This is a genomic window from Mesorhizobium ciceri WSM4083, assembly GCF_000519305.1.
GTDB lineage: Bacteria > Pseudomonadota > Alphaproteobacteria > Rhizobiales > Rhizobiaceae > Mesorhizobium > Mesorhizobium ciceri_B.
The window spans coordinates 302300-322790 of record NZ_JAFG01000006.1 but is presented as its reverse complement, the minus strand read 5'-3'; the positions used below and the strand labels follow the sequence as shown (position 1 = coordinate 322790).

Here is a 20491-nt window from a genome sequence, read left to right as displayed (position 1 = left end):
GGCAGTTCAGTGCCTAGCCGGCTCGCCGCATGCGAGCGGCGAAGAAGCCGTCGAGGCCCGAGCGCTCCGGCATGCCGAGGTCCAGGTCGGCGGGCGTGGTGCGCAGCGTGCCTTGCGGCGTGAGGAATGGGTCGATGCCGGCGATCTCGCCTTGCCGCAACGGATCGTTGGTGATTTCAGGCGTGCCGGCCAGAAAGGCGCGATAGAGATCCTCGCCTTCGAGCGGATCGAGCGAACAGTTGGAAAAGACGATCCTGCCGCCGGGTTTCACCAGCGTCACGGCGCGGGCGAGCAGCCTGCGTTGTAGGTCGGCCAGTTTTTCGACATCGGCAGAAGTCTTGGTCCATGGCACGTCGGGGTGCCGCCGCACCGTGCCGGTCGACGAGCAGGGTGCGTCGAGGAGAATCGCATCGAACAGTTCTTCCGGCTCATATTTGAGCAGGTCGGCCTGGACGATTTCGGCCGACAGGCCGAGGCGGTCGAGATTCTGCGTCAGCCGCACGAGCCGGTTTTTTGACGTGTCGACGGCGGTGACCTTCGCGCCGGCAACGATCAGCTGCGCGGTCTTGCCGCCGGGCGCGGCGCAGAGATCGGCAACCCGCAATCCCGTGACATCGCCGAACAGCCGGGCGGGCAGGCTGGCTGCGGCGTCCTGGACCCACCAGGCGCCCTCGGCAAAGCCAGGCAATTCAGTGACAGGACCGACAAGATTCTCGACCCGCACCGTGCCGGTCGGCAGGACGATGCCGCCGAGTTTTTCGGCCCACAGTGCGGGATCGGCCTTGATCGAGAAGTCGACCGGCGCCTCAACGCGATGTACTTCGAGGATCTGTCTGGCCTTCTCGTTGCCGTAGGTGGTCTTCAGCCGATCGGAAAACCACTTTGGCGCTTCGTCGGTGGCGGCAAGGGCGGCAGGCAATTCCGTTTCCTTGGCACGTGCCAGTGTGCGCAGAACGCCATTGACGAGGCCGGAGAAGCGCACCGTGCGCGGATCGGACTTGGCATGGGTCACCGCAATGTCGACGGCGGCGCTGTCGGGAATATCGAGGAACAGGATCTGGGCTGCGGCCACATGCAATATGTGCGACAAAGCGGTGGCATTGGGCGGCAGCGGCTTTTCCAGGCGCCGCGCCAGCAGCCCCGATATGGTCATGCGGTAGCGCAGCGCGGTGACCAGGATGGCGCGGACAAGGCCGCGATCGCGCAAGTCGAGCGCCTTGTATTGCGGGTGGCCATTCTCGTGATCGGTCAGCCCGTCAAGCGGCGTCCTGGCGTCGATGACGGCGGCAAGCAGGCGCGCCGCCGCCTTGCGCGCGGCAAGGCCGGCAACGAAGTCACCGCCGTCCCTGTGTTCCTGATCACCTGAAACTGTGCGTCCTCTGTCCGCCACGCTCACGACCACCGGCCCTTAGGCCCGGTCGGATTGCGACCCCATGGGTAGGATTTGGGCTTGGCGGGCTCCGCCGGCTGCTCGGGCTGCGCTGCCTCGCCCCACGGGCCGGATGGCCTCGGTTGATCTGCCTGCCGTGGCGTCGATGCCTGGCGCGGGGCGGCCCGGGTTTCGCCTTGCATCTGCTGCGCCATCGCCTGCAAGGCTGCGATGCGGTTCTCAGTGGCGGGGNGGGNGGAAAACAGGCTGTCCATGCGCTCGCCATGAAGAGGATTGATGATGAAGAGATGCGCGGTCGCGGGATTGCGCTCGGCATCGGGGTTGCGGATGCGTTCGGCGCCGCGGGCGATCTTGTCAAGCGCCGATGCCAGCCAGAGCGGGTGTCCACAGATTTCGGCGCCACGCCGGTCGGCCTCGTATTCGCGGGTGCGGCTGACCGCCATCTGCACGACCATCGCGGCAAAAGGCGCCACGATCATCGCCGCCAGCACGCCGATAAAGCCGAACGGATTGTTGTCGCGGTTGCCACTGAAAAAGAAGGCGAAATTGCCGAGCATCGAAATGGCGCCGGCAAAGGTGGCGACAATCGTCATGGTCAGCGTGTCGCGGTGCTGCACATGGGCGAGTTCGTGCGCCATGACCGCTGCGACCTCTTCAGGCGTCAGCGCCTGCAACAGGCCGGTGGAGGCAGCCACCGCCGCGTTCTGCGGATTGCGGCCGGTGGCAAAGGCGTTCGGCTGCGGGTTGTCGATCAGATAGGTCTTCGGCATCGGCAGGCCGGCCTGTTTGGCCATTGCCTGGACGATGGCGTAATATTCAGGCGCGTTCCTTTCGTCGACCTCGACGGCACGGTTCATCGACAGCACCATCTTGTCGGCATTCCAGTAGCTGAACAGGTTTGTGCCGGCGGCGAACAGGAAGGCGATCATCATGCCGCCGGTTCCGCCGATCAAAAAGCCGACGCCCATGAACAGCGCGGTCATCGCGGCAAGAAGCATGGCGGTGCGGATGGTGTTCATCGTCTGCTCCTGTCCAGGTGATAGCGAAAGGGGGTCGATCCGCTTGGTCTCATCGCTATATGATGGGAAACACCAGTTCCCGTTTCAATCCGCTGGAAATATCGCATGAACGACGAAGCCAGTAAAACCGATGCCGAGCTTGCCCATGATTTCGAGCCGAAGGCGCTGACGCCGGAAGCCAGACGTGCGCTCGCGGAAGCCGAAGCAAGGCGTGTAAAGTACCTGGAAAAGGAAGCCTCGGCGCCGAAGGAAATCGGCGGCCGCGGCGGCAAGGAGCCCGGCCGCTATGGCGACTGGGAGGTGAAGGGCCTGACCAGCGACTTTTAAGAACGGCCCTTGAAGCCAACCTCGCTCCAATGATCCTCGCGCCGCGCGTCTGCGCAATTACTCTGTACGACGGTGTGGCACATTCTTGACCGGGAAAAGTTCCAACACTCGCCGGCAGCCGGCAAGTGTCGCGCCCAGATGGCTTTGATCGATGCCGAAGACAAAATGGTGCGACTGGGAAAGGTGATCGGGAGTGATGTCGACGATGACCTCAATCTGCCCTCTTGAGCTGCACGTTACCTTGGCACGCAGCGCAGGCTCCATGCATTGCAACTCAGCGCTCCCTCGCAAGTCCCGATAAAGAGTCGCCAGTTGGTCGTAAAATTTTTTGAGTTCGTCGCTGCGGATATATGGTCCCTGGACTTCAACTTGTGCCCCCGAAGCATCCACGCGTGCTAGTATATGGATCCAGTTGCCATCCCAGTAGTCGTCGCTATCTGGGAACTCGCGCGCCATGGCCCAAAGCGAAAGACCCGTTAGTTTGATGTCTGGTTCGACAGCTTTTGGATGTCCCTCGTCCATTTGAACTCCGCTCCCGGTCCCCGTGACTCCGCTGCTCAAGCGGCGTTGCGCTGGGGCTCGAGCGCGATCCAGCCACGCTCGTCGACGGTGATGCCGACCATGTCGTAGCCTGCGATCGCGGCATGCGGCGTTTGCAGCGGATGCGCGTGGGTGGCGCTGATCACCATGACCGCGGCGCCCGCCGCTTCGGCTGCCGCTATGCCAGCTGGAGCATCCTCGAAGACGAGGCAATCGCGCGCGTCGAAGCCGAGCCGTTCCGCGCCAAGCCGGAAGCAATCGGGCGCCGGCTTGCCGCGGGAGACATTTTCCGCCGCGACGATGATGGCCGGGACGGGGATGCCGGCGGCCTTCATGCGCAACAGCGCCAGCTCACGCGGGGCGGAGGTTACGATTGCCCAGCGTTCGGGCGGCAGCGAATCGAGAAATGCCACGGCGCCGGCGATCTGGATAATGCCATCGAGATCGGCCGCCTCGGCCTTCAGCAGCAGATCAGCCTCATGTGCCGGGTCAACGCCCGGCAGTGCCAGGTTGGTGATGGTCTCGATCGCGCGCACGCCATGGATCGTCGGCAGGAAGGCGGCGACGTCGAGGCCCTGGCGCCGTGCCCAATCGCTCCACACCCGTTCCGCCGAGGCGATGGAATTGATGAGCGTGCCGTCCATGTCGAAGAGGAAGGCCGCGAATTTTCTGCCTGAGTGCATGATTTTCCTTGAGTCCGGGGAGCGCTGGTCGGGTTGCCGAACCTAACGTCTCGACCGCGGCAGGGGAAGACACGGGGGTGTGCTTTTCGATCGGCCCAGGGAACCACGGTATCCTCCGGGCGTTTGGGAAAGACTGCTTTTCACAACAACGATCGAAGGGGGACCAACGATGCTGATCCGGCTCGGCTACGAAATCGCCATTGAATGCGTAGCCGCGACGCCGGTGATTTCAGTGCTCGAGATCCATCGGGACAGGCAGGCCGACATCAAGCGGCAGACGCGGGTGCTGACCTCGCCCGCGGTCCCGACAAGCCTGTACCACGATCTGCATGGCAATGCCTGCCGCCGCTTCACAGCGCCCGCCGGTGGTTTTCGCATCCTGTATGACGCGGTCGTCGAGGACAGCGGCGAGACGGACGAGGTAAACACGCTGGCCAGGGAAGTGCCGGTGGCGGACCTGCCGGACGAAGTTCTCGGTTATCTCCTGGGCAGCCGCTATTGCGAGACGGATCATCTGAGCAGCCTGGCCTGGCAGCTCTTCGGCGACATCCCGTCCGGCTGGGCGCGCGTGCAGGCGATCGTCGACTATGTCCACAATCGGCTGTCGTTCGGCTATGGCTATGCGCGCTCGACCCGCACCGCAGCTCAGGCGCATGAGGAGCGCGTCGGGGTCTGCCGCGACTTCGCCCATCTGGCGATCACGCTTTGCCGCTGCATGAATATTCCGGCACGCTATGTGAACGGCTATCTCGGCGATATCGGCGTGCCGGCCGATCCGGCGCCGATGGACTTCTCGGCGTGGCTGGAAGTGTTCCTCGACGGCAAATGGTACACGTTCGATCCTCGCCACAACACGCCGAGAATCGGCCGTATCGTCATCGCTCGCGGCCGCGACGCCACCGACGTGCCGCTGCTGCACAGTTTCGGCCCCCACCGGCTCAGCCTGTTCAAGGTGTGGACCTACGAACAGGAAGGCAATCTGTTCAACCCGCCCTATCGCGGCATCGACAGGACGGTCAGCGCGCAGATGCTGGCGTAAACACGTCCTGCAATCTCGGGACAACTGGTTCGCTTCGGCACACAAGCCCTGTGCCGCAACAGGACGTCATCGGGCGTACCGCGATCCTGGAGTCAGATGATGGTAAGTGGTTTATAAACAAAGCCACAGCCGTGTCTTTCTGTTTACCAATCATTCACCTTCATGAAGCTCGAAACCAAACAAAAACAATGAGTTGTTGCTGAGCGACCAGCTCTCCGACGCGCGGCGGCGTCATCCGGCTGGAATCCTGCATTGCCCTTTCCGCGGCGACGAGGCCGAGGCGAGTGGAGGTTGTAGGATGCGGAATTACGGGGGTCTTGTTCACGCGGTCGGCGGGTTCGCCAGGGACCGCGGTGGAAATTTCGCAGTCCTGTTCGGCCTCAGCGCCTCGGTCTTGGCGCTGGCTGTAGGCTTCTCGGTCAACGTATCGCAGCTCTACAATGCCAGATCGAGCCTCCAGAGCGTGGTCGACGCCGCGGTCACATCGACGGCACGCGACCTGACGACCGGCGCCATCAAGGAAGCCGATGCCAACACATCGGTGCAGGCTTTTCTCGACGCCAACAGCACGGCAGGCATCCTGCAGGCCAACCAGATCGTGCTCGACAAGCTAACTGTCAACAGGACCGCCAAGACGGTCCAGGCCGACGCCCATGTCGATGTCGGGCTGTATTTCCCCATTTTTGGCACGGGCGACATGAAACGCGTCACCGCTTCCACAACGGCGCTCTATTCGGACAAGACCGTCGAAGTGGCGATGATGCTCGACATAACGGGATCGATGGCCAAGCGCGGCAAGGTCGACAAGATCGGCGATCTGAAAGCTGCTGCAAAAAATGCTGTTCTGACGATGCTGCAGAAGCAGGATCCGCAGAACCCCCGCATCCGCGTCGCGATTGTGCCTTACGCGTCTGGCGTCAACGCCGGCAAGCTGGCGGAAAACATCTATGCCGAGAAGCAAGGCAGCTCTGACCTCCCACCCGTCGCCGGCAGTCCGCTTCTCGTCGCCAAGACGGGCAAAAATCTGCTGCCGTCCTTCAGCGACTATATCTCCATTGTCGGAGCGGGGATGCCACGCCCCGACAATTGCGCCACGGAGCGCAAGGACGAGAACGGCAACGCGGATATGAGCACCGACGGCCCAGACACTGTACGCACCGACAGCAACGGCAAGAAATACTATGCCCTGGTCAACCGGGACGATCATCTCGGCGGAGATATGAACAGGTGCCCTGGTGCGGAGGTGATCCCGCTGACCGCCGACTCCGATGCATTGCTTGAATCGATCGAGGACTTCCAGGCCGATGGCTACACGGCCGGCGCGATCGCCATTCAGTGGACCTATTATATGCTGTCGCCGCAATGGCGCACTGCAATCAGGAATGCCGGTCTCGGCAAAGGCGCCTCGGATGCCGATCCGAAGAAGATCGCCAAGGTCGCGATCCTGATGACCGATGGCCAGTTCAATACCGCCTTCGCCGGGGCTGGGGACAGGTACAACAGCCAGGGCAACCTTGCGCGCAGCAACGCCGAAACGCTGTGCGACAACATGAAAAATGACGGCATCGAGATTTTCACCATCGGCTTCGATCTGGACGACAAGGACATGTCGGCAACCGAGCGGGACCAGGCAAAGGCGGTGCTGAAGGACTGTTCGTCGAAGGATACCTCCGCCGCCAAGAGGCATTTCTTCGACGTGTCCACCGGAGCCGAATTGGACGACGCCTTTCAGGAAATCATTCGCAACACCGAAAAGGTCGCATTGATCCAGTAGTCCGCAAACGGAAAAGGCCGCCGCTTCTTTCGAAGCCGGCGGCCTTCCGTGTTTCCGTCCGTGGCGCGGCCATGGCGGCGACCTATCAGGTCACCCGCCGCGCATTTCGCGCCTTAACGGGAAGACTGCTTCCCGAAAGTGCAATCCGCTGAGGCCACGTTCTGGAAAACGAAATCACTCGACATCGGATCACCTCCTTTCGATTTGTTGAACACATACTCATGATGGGGTGCATTGCAGCAAAAGACAAGGTGCAGGTCTGAAATTAACCAACGGGCGGGCCTGGTGCGGCCCGGCTTGCGATTGCCAGGCAGGCCGGGCAAACTTCCGCTCCGGGGGCCGGCATTCGGAGGAATCGCATGGAGGCAGCCGAAAAGGCCGCTCGCATCGTTCGAACGGTGATCGAAACATTGAAACCGGGATTTGCCGTCAGGCTATGGACCGGAGAGCGGATCGGCCCCGCCACGGGTCCGGTGCTCACCATCAACGACCAGGACATCGTCTGGCAGGTGGTGAAGCGACCGTCCCTGTCGACGCTGATCGAGATGTGGATTTCCAAGACGATCAATATCGAAGACGGGACGATTTTCGACTTCTACGCCCTGCCGTCGCAAGGCAAGCTCAGAACCAAGCTCAAGTCGCTGCCGAAAATGGCGATCCTGCGCGACCTGTCTTCCGTGCTTTTGGCACGCAAGCAGATGAGCGCGCGGACCGATCTGTCGGGGCGCAATCCCTATGTCAGCGGTTCGAGCCAGGAGGCGATCCAGCATCACTACGACATTTCGAACGCCTTCTACCGGCTCTTCCTCGACGAGCGCATGGTCTACAGCTGCGGCTACTTCAAGGATTTCGCCAACAGCATCGACCAGGCGCAGGCCGACAAACTCGACCACATCTGCCGCAAACTCCGGCTGAAACCGGGCGAAAGGCTGCTCGACATCGGCTGTGGCTGGGGCGCCATGCTGATCCATGCGGCGAAGAATTATGGCATCATTGGCCACGGCGTCTCGCTGTCGCAGGCGCAGACCGATCTTGCCCGCGAACGCATCCGTGCCGAAGGGCTGGAAGACCGCATCACCATCGAGATCAAATCCTATGCCGAACTCACCGGCAGCTTCGACAAGATCTCGTCGATCGGGATGTTCGAGCATCTCGGCCTCGCCAACCACGCGACTTATTTCTCAACCGTCCACCGCCTGCTGAAGCCCGGCGGCATCTATCTGCACCACGCCATCACCAGGCGCAGCAAGGGCGACATCAAGAAGACCCTGCGCAAGGGGCCGGAGTACAAGGCGCTGCTCAAATACATTTTCCCCGGCGGTGAACTCGACACGATCGGCATGACGACAGGCAATCTGGAGGCGCACGGTTTTCTCGTCTACGATGTCGAGAATCTGCGCGAGCATTACGCCCGCACCTGTCGCCTGTGGGCCGAGCGCCTGCATGCACGCTTCGACGAGGCTATCGCCGAGGTGGGCGAGGCCAGGGCGCGGCTATGGCTGCTCTACCTGACCGGCTGTTCGATCACCTTCGAACGCGCCTCGGCACAGATTTTCCAGACCGTCGTCACCAAGCGCGCACGCGGCCCGAGCGGCCTGCCGCCGACGCGGGCGGATCTGTATCGATAGCTACAGGAAGCGCATCGCGTCGCCGACTTCGACCCGCGCCGGCCGGTCTACCGTGCAATAGACGCCGAGATTGTGGGAGTTATGGCGAACCAGATTGCGCAGGATCGCCGGATCTTGGTCGAAGCCATCCTGGGCAATGATGGTGAAACCGCAGCGGCGGCAGGGTTCCGAGATGGTCAGCAGGAGATCGCCGACGGCAAGCTTGCGGCCGATCCATTCCGTTTCGGGAAACGACCCTTCGATGGCCGCCATGTCGACGACGATGTTGGGGCGGAAGCGGCGTGGGTCGGCGGTGCCTTCCGGATGCAGCGCTTTCAGGCGTGCCAGCGAGGCGGTGGTCAACAGATGGATCGGCGCCTTGCGGTAGCGCTCCGCGGTCAGCGGGCCGGAATAGTCAGGCCCGGCACTCTCGCGGCGAAACGGCCGGATCGAGGCCTCGAAGCCGAGATAGGCCGACACTGCGCGATCGCTCTCGATACCTGGCGCGGCCAGCCAGCCGCCGCCCGGGATGGCGATCTCAAGTTCGCGGGCCGGCGACAGCCGGGTGCGAATGCGCGGCACCTTATGCCATTTCGCGTCGCGGTCCGGTCGCGCGATCTCATTGTCGGACGCGTCGACAAGGCCGAACATGCGGTCGCCCTTAATGCTCTCGATGTCGACCGAGATTGTTTCGCGACGCTCGCCGGCAAGCGAACTCGCCGGATAGCGCCAAAGCTCACTGACAATGCCAAGCGCTGCCTGCATCAGCTCTTCTTGTTTTGCCGGTTGGCGACCAAATCATCGACGACGGCCGGATCGGCGAGCGTCGAGGTATCGCCGAGCGCTGAAAAATCGTCCTCGGCAATCTTGCGCAGGATGCGGCGCATGATCTTGCCGGAACGCGTCTTGGGCAGGCCGGGCGCGAACTGGATCTTGTCGGGCGAGGCGATGGCGCCGATCTCCTTGCGGACATGGGTAACAAGCTCCTTGCGCAGATCCTCGCTCGGCTGCTCGCCGGCCATCAGCGTGACGTAGCAGTAGATACCCTGGCCCTTGATGTCGTGCGGATAGCCGACGACGGCGGCTTCCGAAACCTTGTCGTGGCTGACCAGTGCGGATTCGACCTCGGCCGTGCCCATGCGATGGCCGGAGACGTTGATGACGTCGTCGACGCGGCCGGTGATCCAGTAATAGCCGTCGGCGTCACGGCGGCAGCCGTCACCGGTGAAGTACTTGCCCTTGTAGGTCGAAAAATAGGTCTGCACGAAGCGATCGTGGTCGCCATAGACGGTGCGCATCTGGCCCGGCCAGGAATCGGTGATGCACAGATTGCCGTCGGCCGCCCCTTCCAGCACCTTGCCCTCGCCGTCGACCAGCTGCGGCTTGACGCCGAAGAAGGGCCGCGTCGCCGAACCCGCCTTGAGGTCGGTGGCGCCGGGCAGCGGCGTGATCAGGATGCCGCCGGTCTCGGTCTGCCACCAGGTGTCGACGATCGGCACCTTGCCGTTGCCGACGATGTTGAAATACCACTCCCAGGCTTCCGGATTGATCGGCTCGCCGACCGAACCCAGTACGCGCAGCGACTTGCGCGATGTCTTGGCGACATGCGCGTCGCCGGCGCCCATCAGCGCGCGCAGCGCCGTCGGCGCGGTGTAGAAGATGTTGACCTTGTGCTTGTCGATGACTTCCCAGAAGCGCGACTGCGACGGATAGTTCGGTACGCCTTCGAACATCAGCGTGGTGGCGCCGTTGGCGAGCGGGCCGTAGACGATGTAGCTGTGGCCGGTGACCCAGCCGACATCGGCGGTGCACCAGTAGATGTCACCGTCATGGTAGTCGAAGACATATTGGTGCGTCATCGAAACGTAGACGAGATAGCCGGCGGTGGTGTGCAGCACGCCCTTGGGCTTGCCGGTCGAGCCCGATGTGTAGAGGATGAACAGCGGGTCCTCGGCCTTCATCTTCTCGGGCTTGCATTCGGCTTTCACCGTCGCGACCTCGTCGTGGTACCAGACGTCGCGACCCGAAACCCAGCCGGTCTTGCCGCCCGTGCGGCGCACGACCACCACCTTTTCGACTTTCGTCCCGGCCTTCGCGGCGATCTCGATCGCCTTGTCGGTGTTTTCCTTCAAAGGGATCGGCTTGCCGCCGCGCAGGCCTTCATCAGCCGTGATGACGAAGGTCGACTTGCAGTCGTCGATGCGGCCGGCCAGCGCATCCGGCGAGAAACCGCCGAACACGATCGAATGGACGGCGCCGATACGCGTGCAGGCCAGCATCGCATAGGCGGCTTCCGGGATCATCGGCATGTAGATGGTGACACGATCGCCTTTCTTGACGCCGTGTTTCTTCATCACATTGGCGAGCCGGCAGACATGCTCGTAGAGCTCGTTATAGGTGATCTTCTTGTCGTCGTAGGGATTGTCGCCTTCCCAGATGATGGCGGTCTGGTTGCCGCGCTTCTTCAGGTGCCGGTCGATGCAGTTGTAGGAAACGTTGGTCAGTCCGTCCTCGAACCATTTGATCGAGACCTTGCCGTCGAAGGAGGTGTTCTTGACCTTGCTGAAGGGCTTGAACCAGTCAATGCGCTTGCCGTGCTTGCCCCAGAACTTGTCCGGATTCTTGATGCTGTCGGCATACCATTTCAGGTAGGTGTCATTGTCGATCAGCGCGTTTTTCTTCCACGCCGGCTGGACGCGATGGACATGAACCTCGGACATTCCTGACTTTCCTCCCGAACCAATCGCCGGCTTGAAATGCCGGCGGGATCGCAGCGGCACGGCCGCGAATTCGGCGGCATTATTACCAGTTCCGCCGTTACGGCAACATTAGACGTTGGATTCGCGCGGCGGGATGCCGCAGGTGGCTTCTCCAAGGCTGTCAGCACTCGAAGAGGTGCGCTGCTAACTGCATGTTTTTGCATGCTAAAGCCGGTTCAGATGAGAAAAAATCAATAGACGATTAATTAGCGGCGCGCACAATCAGCCGTGGGAGGACAGGCGAATCAACCTGGGGACCGTAATGCGCGACCATGCCGAAATGGACTTGATGCTCAAAGGCTATGGCTTGACCACGGCCAAGATTCTTTATCACTTTCCCGATCACCCGCATCTGCTGCAGAGCTTCATCTGGCAGGACTACGATCTGGCGCCGAAGTTTCCGGTGCTGATCAAGTTCATCGAATTCTGGAAGGCCAAGCTGGACGGGCCGCTGCATTCGATCAGCTACACCCACCAGAAGCTGATCGCGCCGAATGAATGGCGCAAGGTGGATGGTGAGTTCGTGCTGCATTGAGGGCACGTCGCAGGCATTTTTATCGACCGCCAGTGATTGGCGGAAACATCAATCGCTTCGTCATCCACGGGTCTTCGCGACGCCGCTTCGCGGCTGCTCCGCCCGTGGATGACGAAGTTGAGGGCTTCGGCTACTTCCAATATCTATGGCGGTCCCGGAACGTAGGACCGCGACTTAATCACACCGCTGGCGGGTTGAGCCGGGCGAAACCTTCCTGGCGGTAATAGGGGAAATACGGGTAGGGCGCGGTGACCTCGCTCGCCGCGTCGAGTTTTTTGATCTGCTCCGGCGTCAAGGTCCAGCCGACGGCGCCGAGGTTCTGGCGAAGCTGTTCCTCGTTGCGGGCGCCGATGATGACCGACGACACGGTTGGGCGCTGCAGGAGCCAGTTGATGGCGATCTGCGGCACGGTCTTGCCGGTCTCCAGCGCCACCGCGTCAAGCGCATCCATCACCCGGTAGAGATGCTCGTCCTCGACCGGCGGTCCGAAGCTTGCCGTGTCGTGCAGCCGGCTCTGTTCCGGCAAGGGCTGGCCACGGCGGATCTTGCCGGTCAGGCGGCCCCAGCCAAGCGGGCTCCACACCAGCGCGCCGACGCCCTGGTCGAGGCCGAGCGGCATCAGCTCCCATTCATAATCGCGGCCGACCAGCGAGTAGTAGACCTGGTGCGCGACATAGCGCGGATAACCGTGCTTGTCGGCTTGCGCCAACGACTTCATCACTTGCCAGCCGGAGAAATTGGAGACGCCGACATAGCGCAGCTTGCCGGCGCGCACGAGTTCGTCCAGCGTCGACAGAACCTCCTCGATCGGCGTGCCGGCGTCGAAAGCATGCAGTTGCAACAGGTCGATATAGTCAGTGCCGAGACGCTTCAGCGCGGCGTCCACCGACTTGATCAACCGCGACCGGGAAGAGCCATAGTCAGCCGGTCCGTCGCCCATCGGCAGCGCGGTCTTGGTCGATATCAGGACGGCATCGCGGCGGCCTTTTATCGCTTCGCCAAGCACCTCTTCCGAGGCGCCGTTCGAATAGACGTCGGCGGTGTCGAACAAATTGACGCCGGCCTCCAGGCAGATGTCGACCAGCCGCCGCGCTTCCCTGGCGTCGCTGTTGCCCCAGGCGCCGAACAGCGGGCCGGAACCGCCAAAGGTTCCCGCGCCGAATGAGAGTGCGGGCACTTTCAGGCCCGATGCACCGAGACGTCGATAATCCATCTTTTTACTCCTGAGGGTGTGGAATGAAGGGTGTCGAAAGCGGGTTTGCAGAGGACGGTCACGACCGTATGGAGGCAGGTGCGCCGAGCGTGACGGTGCGATCGAGACGCAGCGCCAGTCCGGCCACGCCGAGCGCCGCGAGCGGCAGCAGGGCAGCGACCCAGGTCAGTGCACCCAGACCAAGACCATGGGCAATCACCGCACCGCCAAGCCAGGCGCCTGCGGCGTTGCCGAGATTGAAAGCAGCGATGTTGAAGGATGAGGCGAGGCTCTGGCCCGCACCTTGCGCCTTCTCCAGCACCCACATCTGCAGCGGCGCCACGGTAGCAAAGGCGGCGGCACCGAGCAGGCCGACATAGATCACGGCCATCACCTGGCTGTGGATGGCGAAGGTCATGGTGGCAAGCACCAGGGCCAGCACCACGAGACTGCCGAGCACGGCCGGCACCAGCCAGCGGTCGGCGACCCTGCCGCCAAGCAAATTGCCGGCAATGAGGCCGCCACCGAAGACGAGCAGGATCGGCGACACGGCCGCTTCTTTGAAGCCGCTGATCTCGGTCAGCAACGGAGCGATATAAGTGAAGACGGCGAAGACACCGGCATAGCCGAGCACTGTGGTGGCGAGACCGAGCAGGACGGGGGTGCGGCGCAAAACGGCGAGGTCGGCGCGCAGGTCGCTCTTTTCGGGCGCCGTGTGGCTGCGTGGCACCAGGGCCAGGATGACGGCAAAGGCCGCCACACCGACCACTGTCACCGCCCAGAAGGTCGCCCGCCACCCAAAGGCCTGGCCGAGCCAGGTGCCGAAGGGCACGCCGAGGATGTTGGCGATGGTCAGGCCGGTGAACATCAGCGCAATCGCCGAGGCCTTCCTGTTGGGTGCGACCAGTCCGGTGGCGACGACAGAGCCGACGCCGAAGAATGTGCCGTGGGCGAAGGCGGTGATAATGCGGGCGCCCATCAGCGTCCAGTAGTCGGGCGCCAGCGCACAGGCGAGATTGCCAAGCGTGAAGATCGCCATCAGTGCCAGAAGCACGGTCTTGCGCGGCCAGTTGCCGGTGGCGATGGTCAGCAGGGGCGCGCCGATGACGACGCCAAGCGCATAGCCCGAAATGAGTTGGCCGGCGGCCGTGATCGAAACGCCGAGATCCTTGCTGACATCGAGCAGCAGACCCATGATGACGAATTCGGTGACGCCGATGCCGAAGGCACCGGCGGCAAGCGCGTAAAGAGCAAGAGGCATGGCGTTTTCCACTTCGATGGCGAAGAGCGCCGTCCCGCGCCCCGACCCCTGAGATCGTGCTTCCCTGCATTGTGAACCAGACTTGCCTTGGGCACATTTTCTGTGAAATAGATTCACAAATGGCCAGGCCCGACATCAATCGCTCCGGCGAGATCGAAGTGTTCGTGCGCGTCGTCGAGGACGGCAGTTTCTCCTCCGCGGCACGCGCGTTGCGCATGACGCCTTCAGCGGTGAGCAAGCTGATCGCGCGGCTGGAGGCCCGGCTTGGTGCGCGGCTGGTCAGCCGTTCGACGCGAAAGCTGCAATTGACGCCGGAAGGTACCGCGTTCTACGACAGCGGCCTGCGCATCCTCGCCGACATGGCGGCGGCCGAGCAGGAGGCAGCGGCGGGTGCTTCACCGCGCGGGCGCTTGCGCGTCAACAGCTACGTGCCCTTCGGGGTGCACCGGCTGATCCCGCTTCTGCCTCGGTTCCTCGAACGCTACCCCGAGATCTCAGTCGATCTGGTGCTGACCGACAGCGTCATCGACCTGATGGCGGAACGCGCCGATGTCGCCATACGTGCCGGGCCGCTGAGTGAGTCACGGCTGGTGGCGCGCAAGCTCGGGCAAAGCCCGGTGGTCGTCGTTGCAGCACCTTCCTATCTGGAGGCGCACGGCACGCCGCTGACGCCAGCGGATCTCGACGGGCACAACCGCATGGGCTTCGGGTTCGTCAGGCATCTCGATGGCTGGCCGTTCCTCGACGCGGACGGCCGCGCCATCATGGCTCCGATCACCGGCAACACGCTGGTCAGCGATGGCGAGGCGATGCGGCTGATGGCGCTGGCGGGCGCGGGCATCGCCCGGCTGGCCCGCTGGCATGTGGCGGCCGATATCGCCGCCGGTCGGCTGGTGTCGCTACTGGAGGCATTCAATCCGGGCGACGAGGAGCCCACCCACGCCGTCTATGTCGGCCAGGGCCGGCATCTGCCGGCGCGGGTGCGCACCTTTCTCGATTTTCTGGGCGAGAGCGTTCGGCTGAGCTGACATCCCGGGAGCCACGGGCTCCCGGGATGTCAGCGTGGGCTATATTTATGCTTTCGGCGTGAACGGCGCCGGGCGGCGGCCCGCTGCCTGGCGCTCCAGCATCCAGCCGGGATATTCGGACGGCAGGACGCTGACCTCGTCGAGACGAAGCAGATCGTCGCTGTCGAGCTTCACTTCAGTGGCGGCAAGGTTCTGCTCCAGCTGCTCCATGCGGCTGGCGCCGATGATGGCGCTCATCACGAAGGGCTTGGCCAGGACATAACCGAGCGCCACCGTGGCGACGCTGACATCGTGCTTTTTGGCGATTTCGCGCATGACGGCAACGGCCGCCCAGGCGCGGTCTTCGTTGACCGGCGGGAAGTTGAAGGACGCGCGGCGGCCTTCGCCATTGCCGGGTGCACCGGGGCCGTACTTGCCGGAGAGCAGGCCGCCGGCCATCGGCGACCACACCATCAGGCCGAGCTTCTCTTCGTTGAGCAGCGGCACGATCTCGCGCTCGAGGTCGCGGCCGGCGATCGAATAATAGGACTGCACGGTCTCGAAACGGGCAAAGCCCTTGCGCTCGGCGATGCCAAGCGCCTTGGCGATGCGCCATGCCGCCCAGTTGGAGACGCCGACATAGCGAACCTTGCCGCTGGCAACGAGATCGTCGAGCGCCCGCAGCGTTTCGTCGATCGGCGTCACCGCGTCGGTGCCGTGCAGCTGGTAGAGATCGATATGGTCGAGCTGCAGCCGCTCCAGGCTGGCATCGACCGAGTCCATGATGTGGCCGCGTGACGAGCCGCGCTGGTTCGGGCCGTCGCCCATGGCGCCGTGGGCTTTGGTGGCGATGACCACATTCTGCCTGTTGACCTTGAGATCCCTGAGCGATTGGCCAAGCAGGCGCTCGGACTCGCCGAAGGAGTAGACGTCTGCGGTGTCGAAGAAATTGACGCCGGCGGCCAGCGAATGGGCGACGATCTCATTGACGCCCTTCTGGTCGAGGCTGGCGATCAGGCCCCATTGGGCATTCTGGCCGGCGGCGCCGAAGGTCATTGTGCCGAGGCACAGTTCAGAGACGAACATCCCCGTATTTCCAAGCTGGTTGTAACGCATGGTGGCGGCTCCAGAGAGTTTGTGATGACGCAAAGCAAATAGGAACGGTACGTTTCGTTTCCAGCCCTGGAGCAACGAGCCTGTCGGATTGGCCCAAAGGCCGTTGCGTCTCAGCGAGTGCCGAAGATCGCCGATCCCACCCGCACGCTGGTGGCGCCAAAGGCGATTGCTGTTTCGTAGTCGCCGGACATGCCCATCGAGAGTTTGGCGACGTTGGCTTCCTTGCCGAGCTTTTCCAACAGCGCAAAATGCGGACCGGGATTCTCGTCGGCCGGCGGGATGCACATCAGGCCGTCGATGGCGAGGCCATGCACCTCGCGGCAGCGGGCGACGAAGGCCACGGCGTCGCGGGGCTCGATGCCGGCCTTCTGCGGCTCGGAGCCGGTGTTGACCTGGACATAGAGTTTTGGCGCGCGGCCCTGTTTGGCGATCTCCTTGGCGAGTTCTGCGGCGATCTTCTGGCGATCGACCGTCTCGATGACGTCGAACAGCGCCACCGCTTCCCGAGCCTTGTTGGATTGCAACGGGCCGATCAGATGCAGTTCGATGTCGGGAAATGCGTCCTTCAGATCAGGCCATTTGCCTTGCGCCTCCTGCACCCGGTTCTCGCCGAAGACGCGCTGGCCGGCCTCGATGACCGGAACTATATCGGCAGCGTCAAAGGTCTTGGAGACCGCGACTAATGTCACGGCACCAGTTTCGCGACCTGCCTCGCGCTCGGCGGCGGCGATCTTCGCCTTGACCGCGAAAAACTGCTGAACGGCATCGCCCATATGCAAATCCTGCTGTTTTGACCGGCGTTTTTGTCAGACGCGATACCCATATGGTTGACGGGTTTGCCAAACCATGGTGAACACCCGGACCACATTCCCTGAACTGCCGAGCCGTCGCCCGCAGTTCGCGCATGCTTTTAAGTGAAAAACGTCCCATGGCAACCGAACGATACAATCCGCGCGCGTCAGAGCCCAAATGGCAGAAGGCCTGGGACGCCAAGAAGCTGTTCGAAGCGCACAATGACGATCCGCGCCCGAAATACTACGTGCTGGAGATGTTCCCCTATCCGTCGGGGCGCATCCATATCGGTCATACCCGCAATTACACGATGGGCGACGTGGTGGCGCGCTACAAGCGGGCCAAGGGTTTCAACGTGCTGCACCCGATGGGCTGGGACGCCTTCGGCATGCCGGCCGAAAACGCGGCGATGCAGAACAAGGTCCATCCCAAGGAGTGGACCTACCAGAACATCGCCACCATGCGCGAGCAGCTCAAGGTCATGGGGCTGTCTCTGGACTGGGCGCGCGAATTCGCCACCTGTGACGTCGACTATTATCACCGCCAGCAGATGCTGTTCCTCGACTTCGTCGAGAAGGGGCTGGTGACGCGCAAATCCTCCAAGGTCAACTGGGATCCGGAGGACATGACCGTGCTCGCCAACGAGCAGGTCATCGACGGGCGCGGCTGGCGCTCGGGCGCGCTGGTCGAACAGCGCGAACTGACGCAGTGGTTCTTCAAGATCACCGACTTCGCCCAGGATCTGCTGGATTCGCTCGACGGCCTCGACGAATGGCCGGAAAAAGTGAAGCTGATGCAGCAGAACTGGATCGGCCGCTCGGAAGGCCTGCTGATCCGCTGGCCTCTGGCCGACGCCTCTGATGGCGAGCATGAGCTGGAAGTCTATACGACAAGGCCCGACACCATCTTCGGCGCTTCCTTCATGGCTGTCGCCGCTGATCATCCGTTGGCCAAGAAGGCCGCTGCGCATAATCCGGCGCTGGCGAAGTTCATCGAGGATATCGGCCATATGGGCACCTCGGTGGCGGCGCTGGAGACGGCTGAGAAGAAGGGTTTCGACACCGGCATCCGCGTCGTCCATCCGTTCGACGACAACTGGACGCTGCCTGTCTATGTCGCCAATTTCGTTTTGATGGAATACGGCACCGGCGCCATTTTCGGCTGCCCGTCCGGCGACCAGCGCGACCTCGACTTCGCCAACAAATACGGCCTGCCGGTGATTCCGGTGGTGATGCCTGAAGGCGAGAATCCGGCGACGTTCCAGATCATCGATGAAGCCTATGTCGATGACGGCGTGATGATCAATTCGCGCTTTCTCGACGGCATGAAGCCGGATCAGGCTTTCGACGAAGTCGCCAAACTGCTGGAGCAGAAGACCATCGGCAACCGGCCGATGGCCGAGCGCAAGGTGAATTTCCGCCTGCGCGACTGGGGCATTTCGCGCCAGCGCTACTGGGGCTGCCCTATCCCGATGATCCATTGCGAGGCTTGCGGCGTGGTGCCGGTGCCGAAGGCGGACCTGCCGGTGAAGCTGCCCGACGATGTCGATTTCGATCGCCCGGGCAATCCGCTCGACCGGCATCCGACATGGCGCCATGTGAAATGTCCGCAATGCGGCAGGGATGCACGGCGTGAAACCGACACGATGGACACGTTCGTCGATTCGTCGTGGTACTTTGCCCGCTTCACCGCGCCGTGGGCGCATGAACCGACCGATCCCAAGGCGGCCAACGAATGGCTGCCGGTCGACCAGTATATTGGCGGGATCGAGCACGCGATCCTGCATCTGCTCTATTCGCGCTTCTTCACCCGCGCCATGCGCGAGGCCGGTCATGTCGATCTGGCCGAGCCATTCAAGGGCCTGTTCACGCAAGGCATGGTGGTGCACGAAACCTATCGTGTCGGCTCGGCATCGAATGGCCGCTGGCTGGCGCCCACCGAAGTTCGGCTGGAGGATGTCGACGGCAAGCGCAGCGCCATCGACATCGCCACCGGCGAGGCCGTCGCCATCGGTCCGCTGGAAAAGATGTCGAAATCGAAGAAGAACACGGTGAGCCCGGAAGACATCACCGATGGCTACGGCGCCGATACGGCGCGCTGGTTCATGCTGTCGGATTCTCCTCCCGAGCGCGATGTCGAATGGACCGACGATGGCGCCGCCGGTGCGCATCGCTTCATCCAGCGCATCTGGCGCCTGGTGTCGACGGCGGCCGAAACACTGGCCGGTATCGAGCCCTTAGCGGCCAGCAGCGGCGAGGCCGCGGTCGTTTCCAAGGCCGCGCACAAGATCCTCAAGGCGGTCGGAGAGGATATCGAGAAGCTCGCCTTCAACCGCGCCATCGCCCGCATCTACGAACTGGCCAACGCGCTCACCACGCCGCTCAACGAGGTGGCCGAAGGCAAGGCCGATGCAGCGCTGAAAGGCGCCTGCCGGCAGGCGGTGGAGATTCTCGTGCATCTGATTGCGCCGGTCATGCCGCATCTGGCCGAAGAGTGCTGGGCAACGCTTGGCGGCACCGATCTCGTTGCCGAACGGCCCTGGCCGGTCTTCGATCCGGCGCTGGTCGTCGACAACGAAGTCACCTATCCGGTACAGGTCAACGGCAAGAAGCGGGGGGATTTGACAATTGCCCGCGACGCGGACCAAGGTGCGGTCGAAAAAGCGGTATTGGCTCTCGACTTCGTGCAGAAAGCACTTGAAGGTAAGGCTCCGCGCAAGGTGATCATCGTGCCGCAGAGGATCGTCAATGTCGTTGCCTGATCGGGAAAAGACAGAGTTGAGCCATTTGCTGCGCCGCATCGCGCTTGCCGGCCTGATAGGTTCGCTCGCGCTTGTCTCGGCCTGCACGGTGCGGCCGCTCTATTCGAGCGCGCCACTATCGGGTTCGCAGGCCAGTGCCAGTGCCGAACTGGCGTTGATCGGCATCAAGCCGGTCAATACGCGTTACGGCCAACAGGTGCGCAACAATCTCATTTTCGGGTTTGGACGAGGCGCCGGCGAGCCGGCCTCGCCGGCCTATTCGCTCAATCTCGGCGTGACCGAAGCGGTCGAGTCCGCGGCACTTGTGCAGGTCGGAACGGATGAAGACGAACCGACCGCCGGTTCCGTGACGCTGACAGGCAGCTATACGCTGGCCGATGCGAAGACCGGCGTGGTGATCGCATCCGGCAAGCGTTCGATCACCTCGTCCTTCGACAGGCCGCGTCAGGAATTCGCCGCATACCGGGCGCAGATCGACGCCGAGAATCGCGCTGCGCGAGAGTTGGCGGAAGCGCTGCAACTGTCCATTGCCCAGGACCTTGTCCGGCACGGCAAGACCGGCTAGCGCACCTCATCGCTTCATGGAAACGGTCCGGCGCCCCAGGCATGATGGGGTGATCGCGGGATCATGACCAGATCCCGAACAGAGCCAGATTCCCGAACAGGGATTGTCCGAGGATATCCATCGG

Annotated in this window: 18 protein-coding genes; 8 read left to right on the top strand and 10 right to left on the bottom strand. The window is 62.8% G+C overall.

What is annotated here, in order from left to right:
* Positions 1–13 precede the first annotated feature (13 nt).
* On the bottom strand, positions 14–1396 hold the full coding sequence (locus MESCI2_RS0114980; protein ID WP_032900856.1) for an RsmB/NOP family class I SAM-dependent RNA methyltransferase: 1383 nt from the start codon (positions 1394–1396) through the stop codon (positions 14–16).
* On the bottom strand, positions 1393–2409 hold the full coding sequence (gene htpX, locus MESCI2_RS0114975; protein ID WP_027037296.1) for a zinc metalloprotease HtpX: 1017 nt from the start codon (positions 2407–2409) through the stop codon (positions 1393–1395). The genes MESCI2_RS0114980 and htpX overlap by 4 nt, the downstream gene beginning before the upstream one ends.
* 105 nt (positions 2410–2514) lie before the next feature.
* Between htpX and MESCI2_RS0114970 the strand changes: the two genes are divergently transcribed.
* Positions 2515–2736, top strand: coding sequence for a DUF1674 domain-containing protein (locus tag MESCI2_RS0114970; protein WP_027037295.1), 222 nt, complete (start codon positions 2515–2517; stop codon positions 2734–2736).
* A gap of 57 nt (positions 2737–2793) precedes the next feature.
* Here MESCI2_RS0114970 and MESCI2_RS0114965 read toward each other — a convergent pair whose 3' ends face one another.
* Together MESCI2_RS0114965 and MESCI2_RS0114960 are read right to left on the bottom strand one after the other, a co-directional pair.
* A complete protein-coding gene (locus MESCI2_RS0114965; protein WP_032900811.1) occupies positions 2794–3258 on the bottom strand; it encodes a WapI family immunity protein in 465 nt (154 codons plus the stop codon).
* Positions 3259–3293: 35 nt separating this feature from the next.
* Positions 3294–3959 (bottom strand): HAD-IA family hydrolase, encoded by a 666-nt coding sequence (locus MESCI2_RS0114960; protein WP_027037293.1) that lies wholly within the window; start codon positions 3957–3959, stop codon positions 3294–3296.
* A 169-nt stretch (positions 3960–4128) separates the two neighbouring features.
* On the opposite strand from MESCI2_RS0114960, the gene MESCI2_RS0114955 reads away from it, so the two are divergent.
* The 3 genes from MESCI2_RS0114955 (at position 4129) to MESCI2_RS0114945 (ending at position 8400) form a co-directional block, all read left to right on the top strand.
* Positions 4129–4998 carry a transglutaminase-like domain-containing protein gene (locus MESCI2_RS0114955; RefSeq protein WP_027037292.1) on the top strand — a complete coding sequence of 290 codons (870 nt, stop codon included), beginning with the start codon at positions 4129–4131 and terminating at the stop codon, positions 4996–4998.
* Positions 4999–5296: 298 nt separating this feature from the next.
* Positions 5297–6772, top strand: coding sequence for a TadE/TadG family type IV pilus assembly protein (locus MESCI2_RS0114950; RefSeq protein WP_027037291.1), 1476 nt, complete (start codon positions 5297–5299; stop codon positions 6770–6772).
* Positions 6773–7131: 359 nt separating this feature from the next.
* Positions 7132–8400, top strand: coding sequence for an SAM-dependent methyltransferase (locus tag MESCI2_RS0114945; protein ID WP_027037290.1), 1269 nt, complete (start codon positions 7132–7134; stop codon positions 8398–8400).
* Here the strand turns inward: MESCI2_RS0114945 and MESCI2_RS0114940 are convergent, their stop codons facing one another.
* Together MESCI2_RS0114940 and acs are read right to left on the bottom strand one after the other, a co-directional pair.
* Positions 8401–9144, bottom strand: a complete 744-nt coding sequence (locus MESCI2_RS0114940) for an MOSC domain-containing protein (RefSeq protein ID WP_027037289.1) — start codon at positions 9142–9144, stop codon at positions 8401–8403. It lies immediately after the preceding gene.
* The gene (gene acs, locus MESCI2_RS0114935) at positions 9144–11099 is read right to left on the bottom strand and encodes an acetate--CoA ligase (RefSeq protein WP_027037288.1); all 1956 of its coding nucleotides are present in this window, start codon (positions 11097–11099) and stop codon (positions 9144–9146) included. Before acs ends, MESCI2_RS0114940 begins: the two co-directional genes overlap by 1 nt.
* A gap of 301 nt (positions 11100–11400) precedes the next feature.
* Between acs and MESCI2_RS0114930 the strand changes: the two genes are divergently transcribed.
* Positions 11401–11673: an usg protein gene (locus tag MESCI2_RS0114930; protein WP_013529022.1), complete on the top strand. Its 273-nt coding sequence runs from the start codon at positions 11401–11403 to the stop codon at positions 11671–11673.
* Positions 11674–11851: 178 nt separating this feature from the next.
* Here the strand turns inward: MESCI2_RS0114930 and MESCI2_RS0114925 are convergent, their stop codons facing one another.
* Both MESCI2_RS0114925 and MESCI2_RS0114920 read right to left on the bottom strand, forming a co-directional pair.
* A complete protein-coding gene (locus tag MESCI2_RS0114925; RefSeq protein WP_027037287.1) occupies positions 11852–12886 on the bottom strand; it encodes an aldo/keto reductase in 1035 nt (344 codons plus the stop codon).
* Between the two features lie 58 nt (positions 12887–12944).
* Positions 12945–14126, bottom strand: a complete 1182-nt coding sequence (locus MESCI2_RS0114920; RefSeq protein ID WP_027037286.1) for an MFS transporter — start codon at positions 14124–14126, stop codon at positions 12945–12947.
* Between the two features lie 119 nt (positions 14127–14245).
* On the opposite strand from MESCI2_RS0114920, the gene MESCI2_RS0114915 reads away from it, so the two are divergent.
* Positions 14246–15154, top strand: a complete 909-nt coding sequence (locus tag MESCI2_RS0114915) for a LysR substrate-binding domain-containing protein (protein WP_027037285.1) — start codon at positions 14246–14248, stop codon at positions 15152–15154.
* Between the two features lie 45 nt (positions 15155–15199).
* Here the strand turns inward: MESCI2_RS0114915 and MESCI2_RS0114910 are convergent, their stop codons facing one another.
* Positions 15200–16249, bottom strand: coding sequence for an aldo/keto reductase (locus tag MESCI2_RS0114910; protein WP_027037284.1), 1050 nt, complete (start codon positions 16247–16249; stop codon positions 15200–15202).
* Between the two features lie 110 nt (positions 16250–16359).
* Positions 16360–17022 (bottom strand): YggS family pyridoxal phosphate-dependent enzyme, encoded by a 663-nt coding sequence (locus tag MESCI2_RS0114905; protein WP_027037283.1) that lies wholly within the window; start codon positions 17020–17022, stop codon positions 16360–16362.
* Positions 17023–17177: 155 nt separating this feature from the next.
* On the opposite strand from MESCI2_RS0114905, the gene leuS reads away from it, so the two are divergent.
* Together leuS and lptE are read left to right on the top strand one after the other, a co-directional pair.
* On the top strand, positions 17178–19802 hold the full coding sequence (gene leuS, locus MESCI2_RS0114900) for a leucine--tRNA ligase (protein WP_027037282.1): 2625 nt from the start codon (positions 17178–17180) through the stop codon (positions 19800–19802).
* The gene (lptE, locus tag MESCI2_RS0114895; RefSeq protein ID WP_023811749.1) at positions 19789–20367 is read left to right on the top strand and encodes an LPS assembly lipoprotein LptE; all 579 of its coding nucleotides are present in this window, start codon (positions 19789–19791) and stop codon (positions 20365–20367) included. The genes leuS and lptE overlap by 14 nt, the downstream gene beginning before the upstream one ends.
* Positions 20368–20491 lie beyond the last annotated feature (124 nt).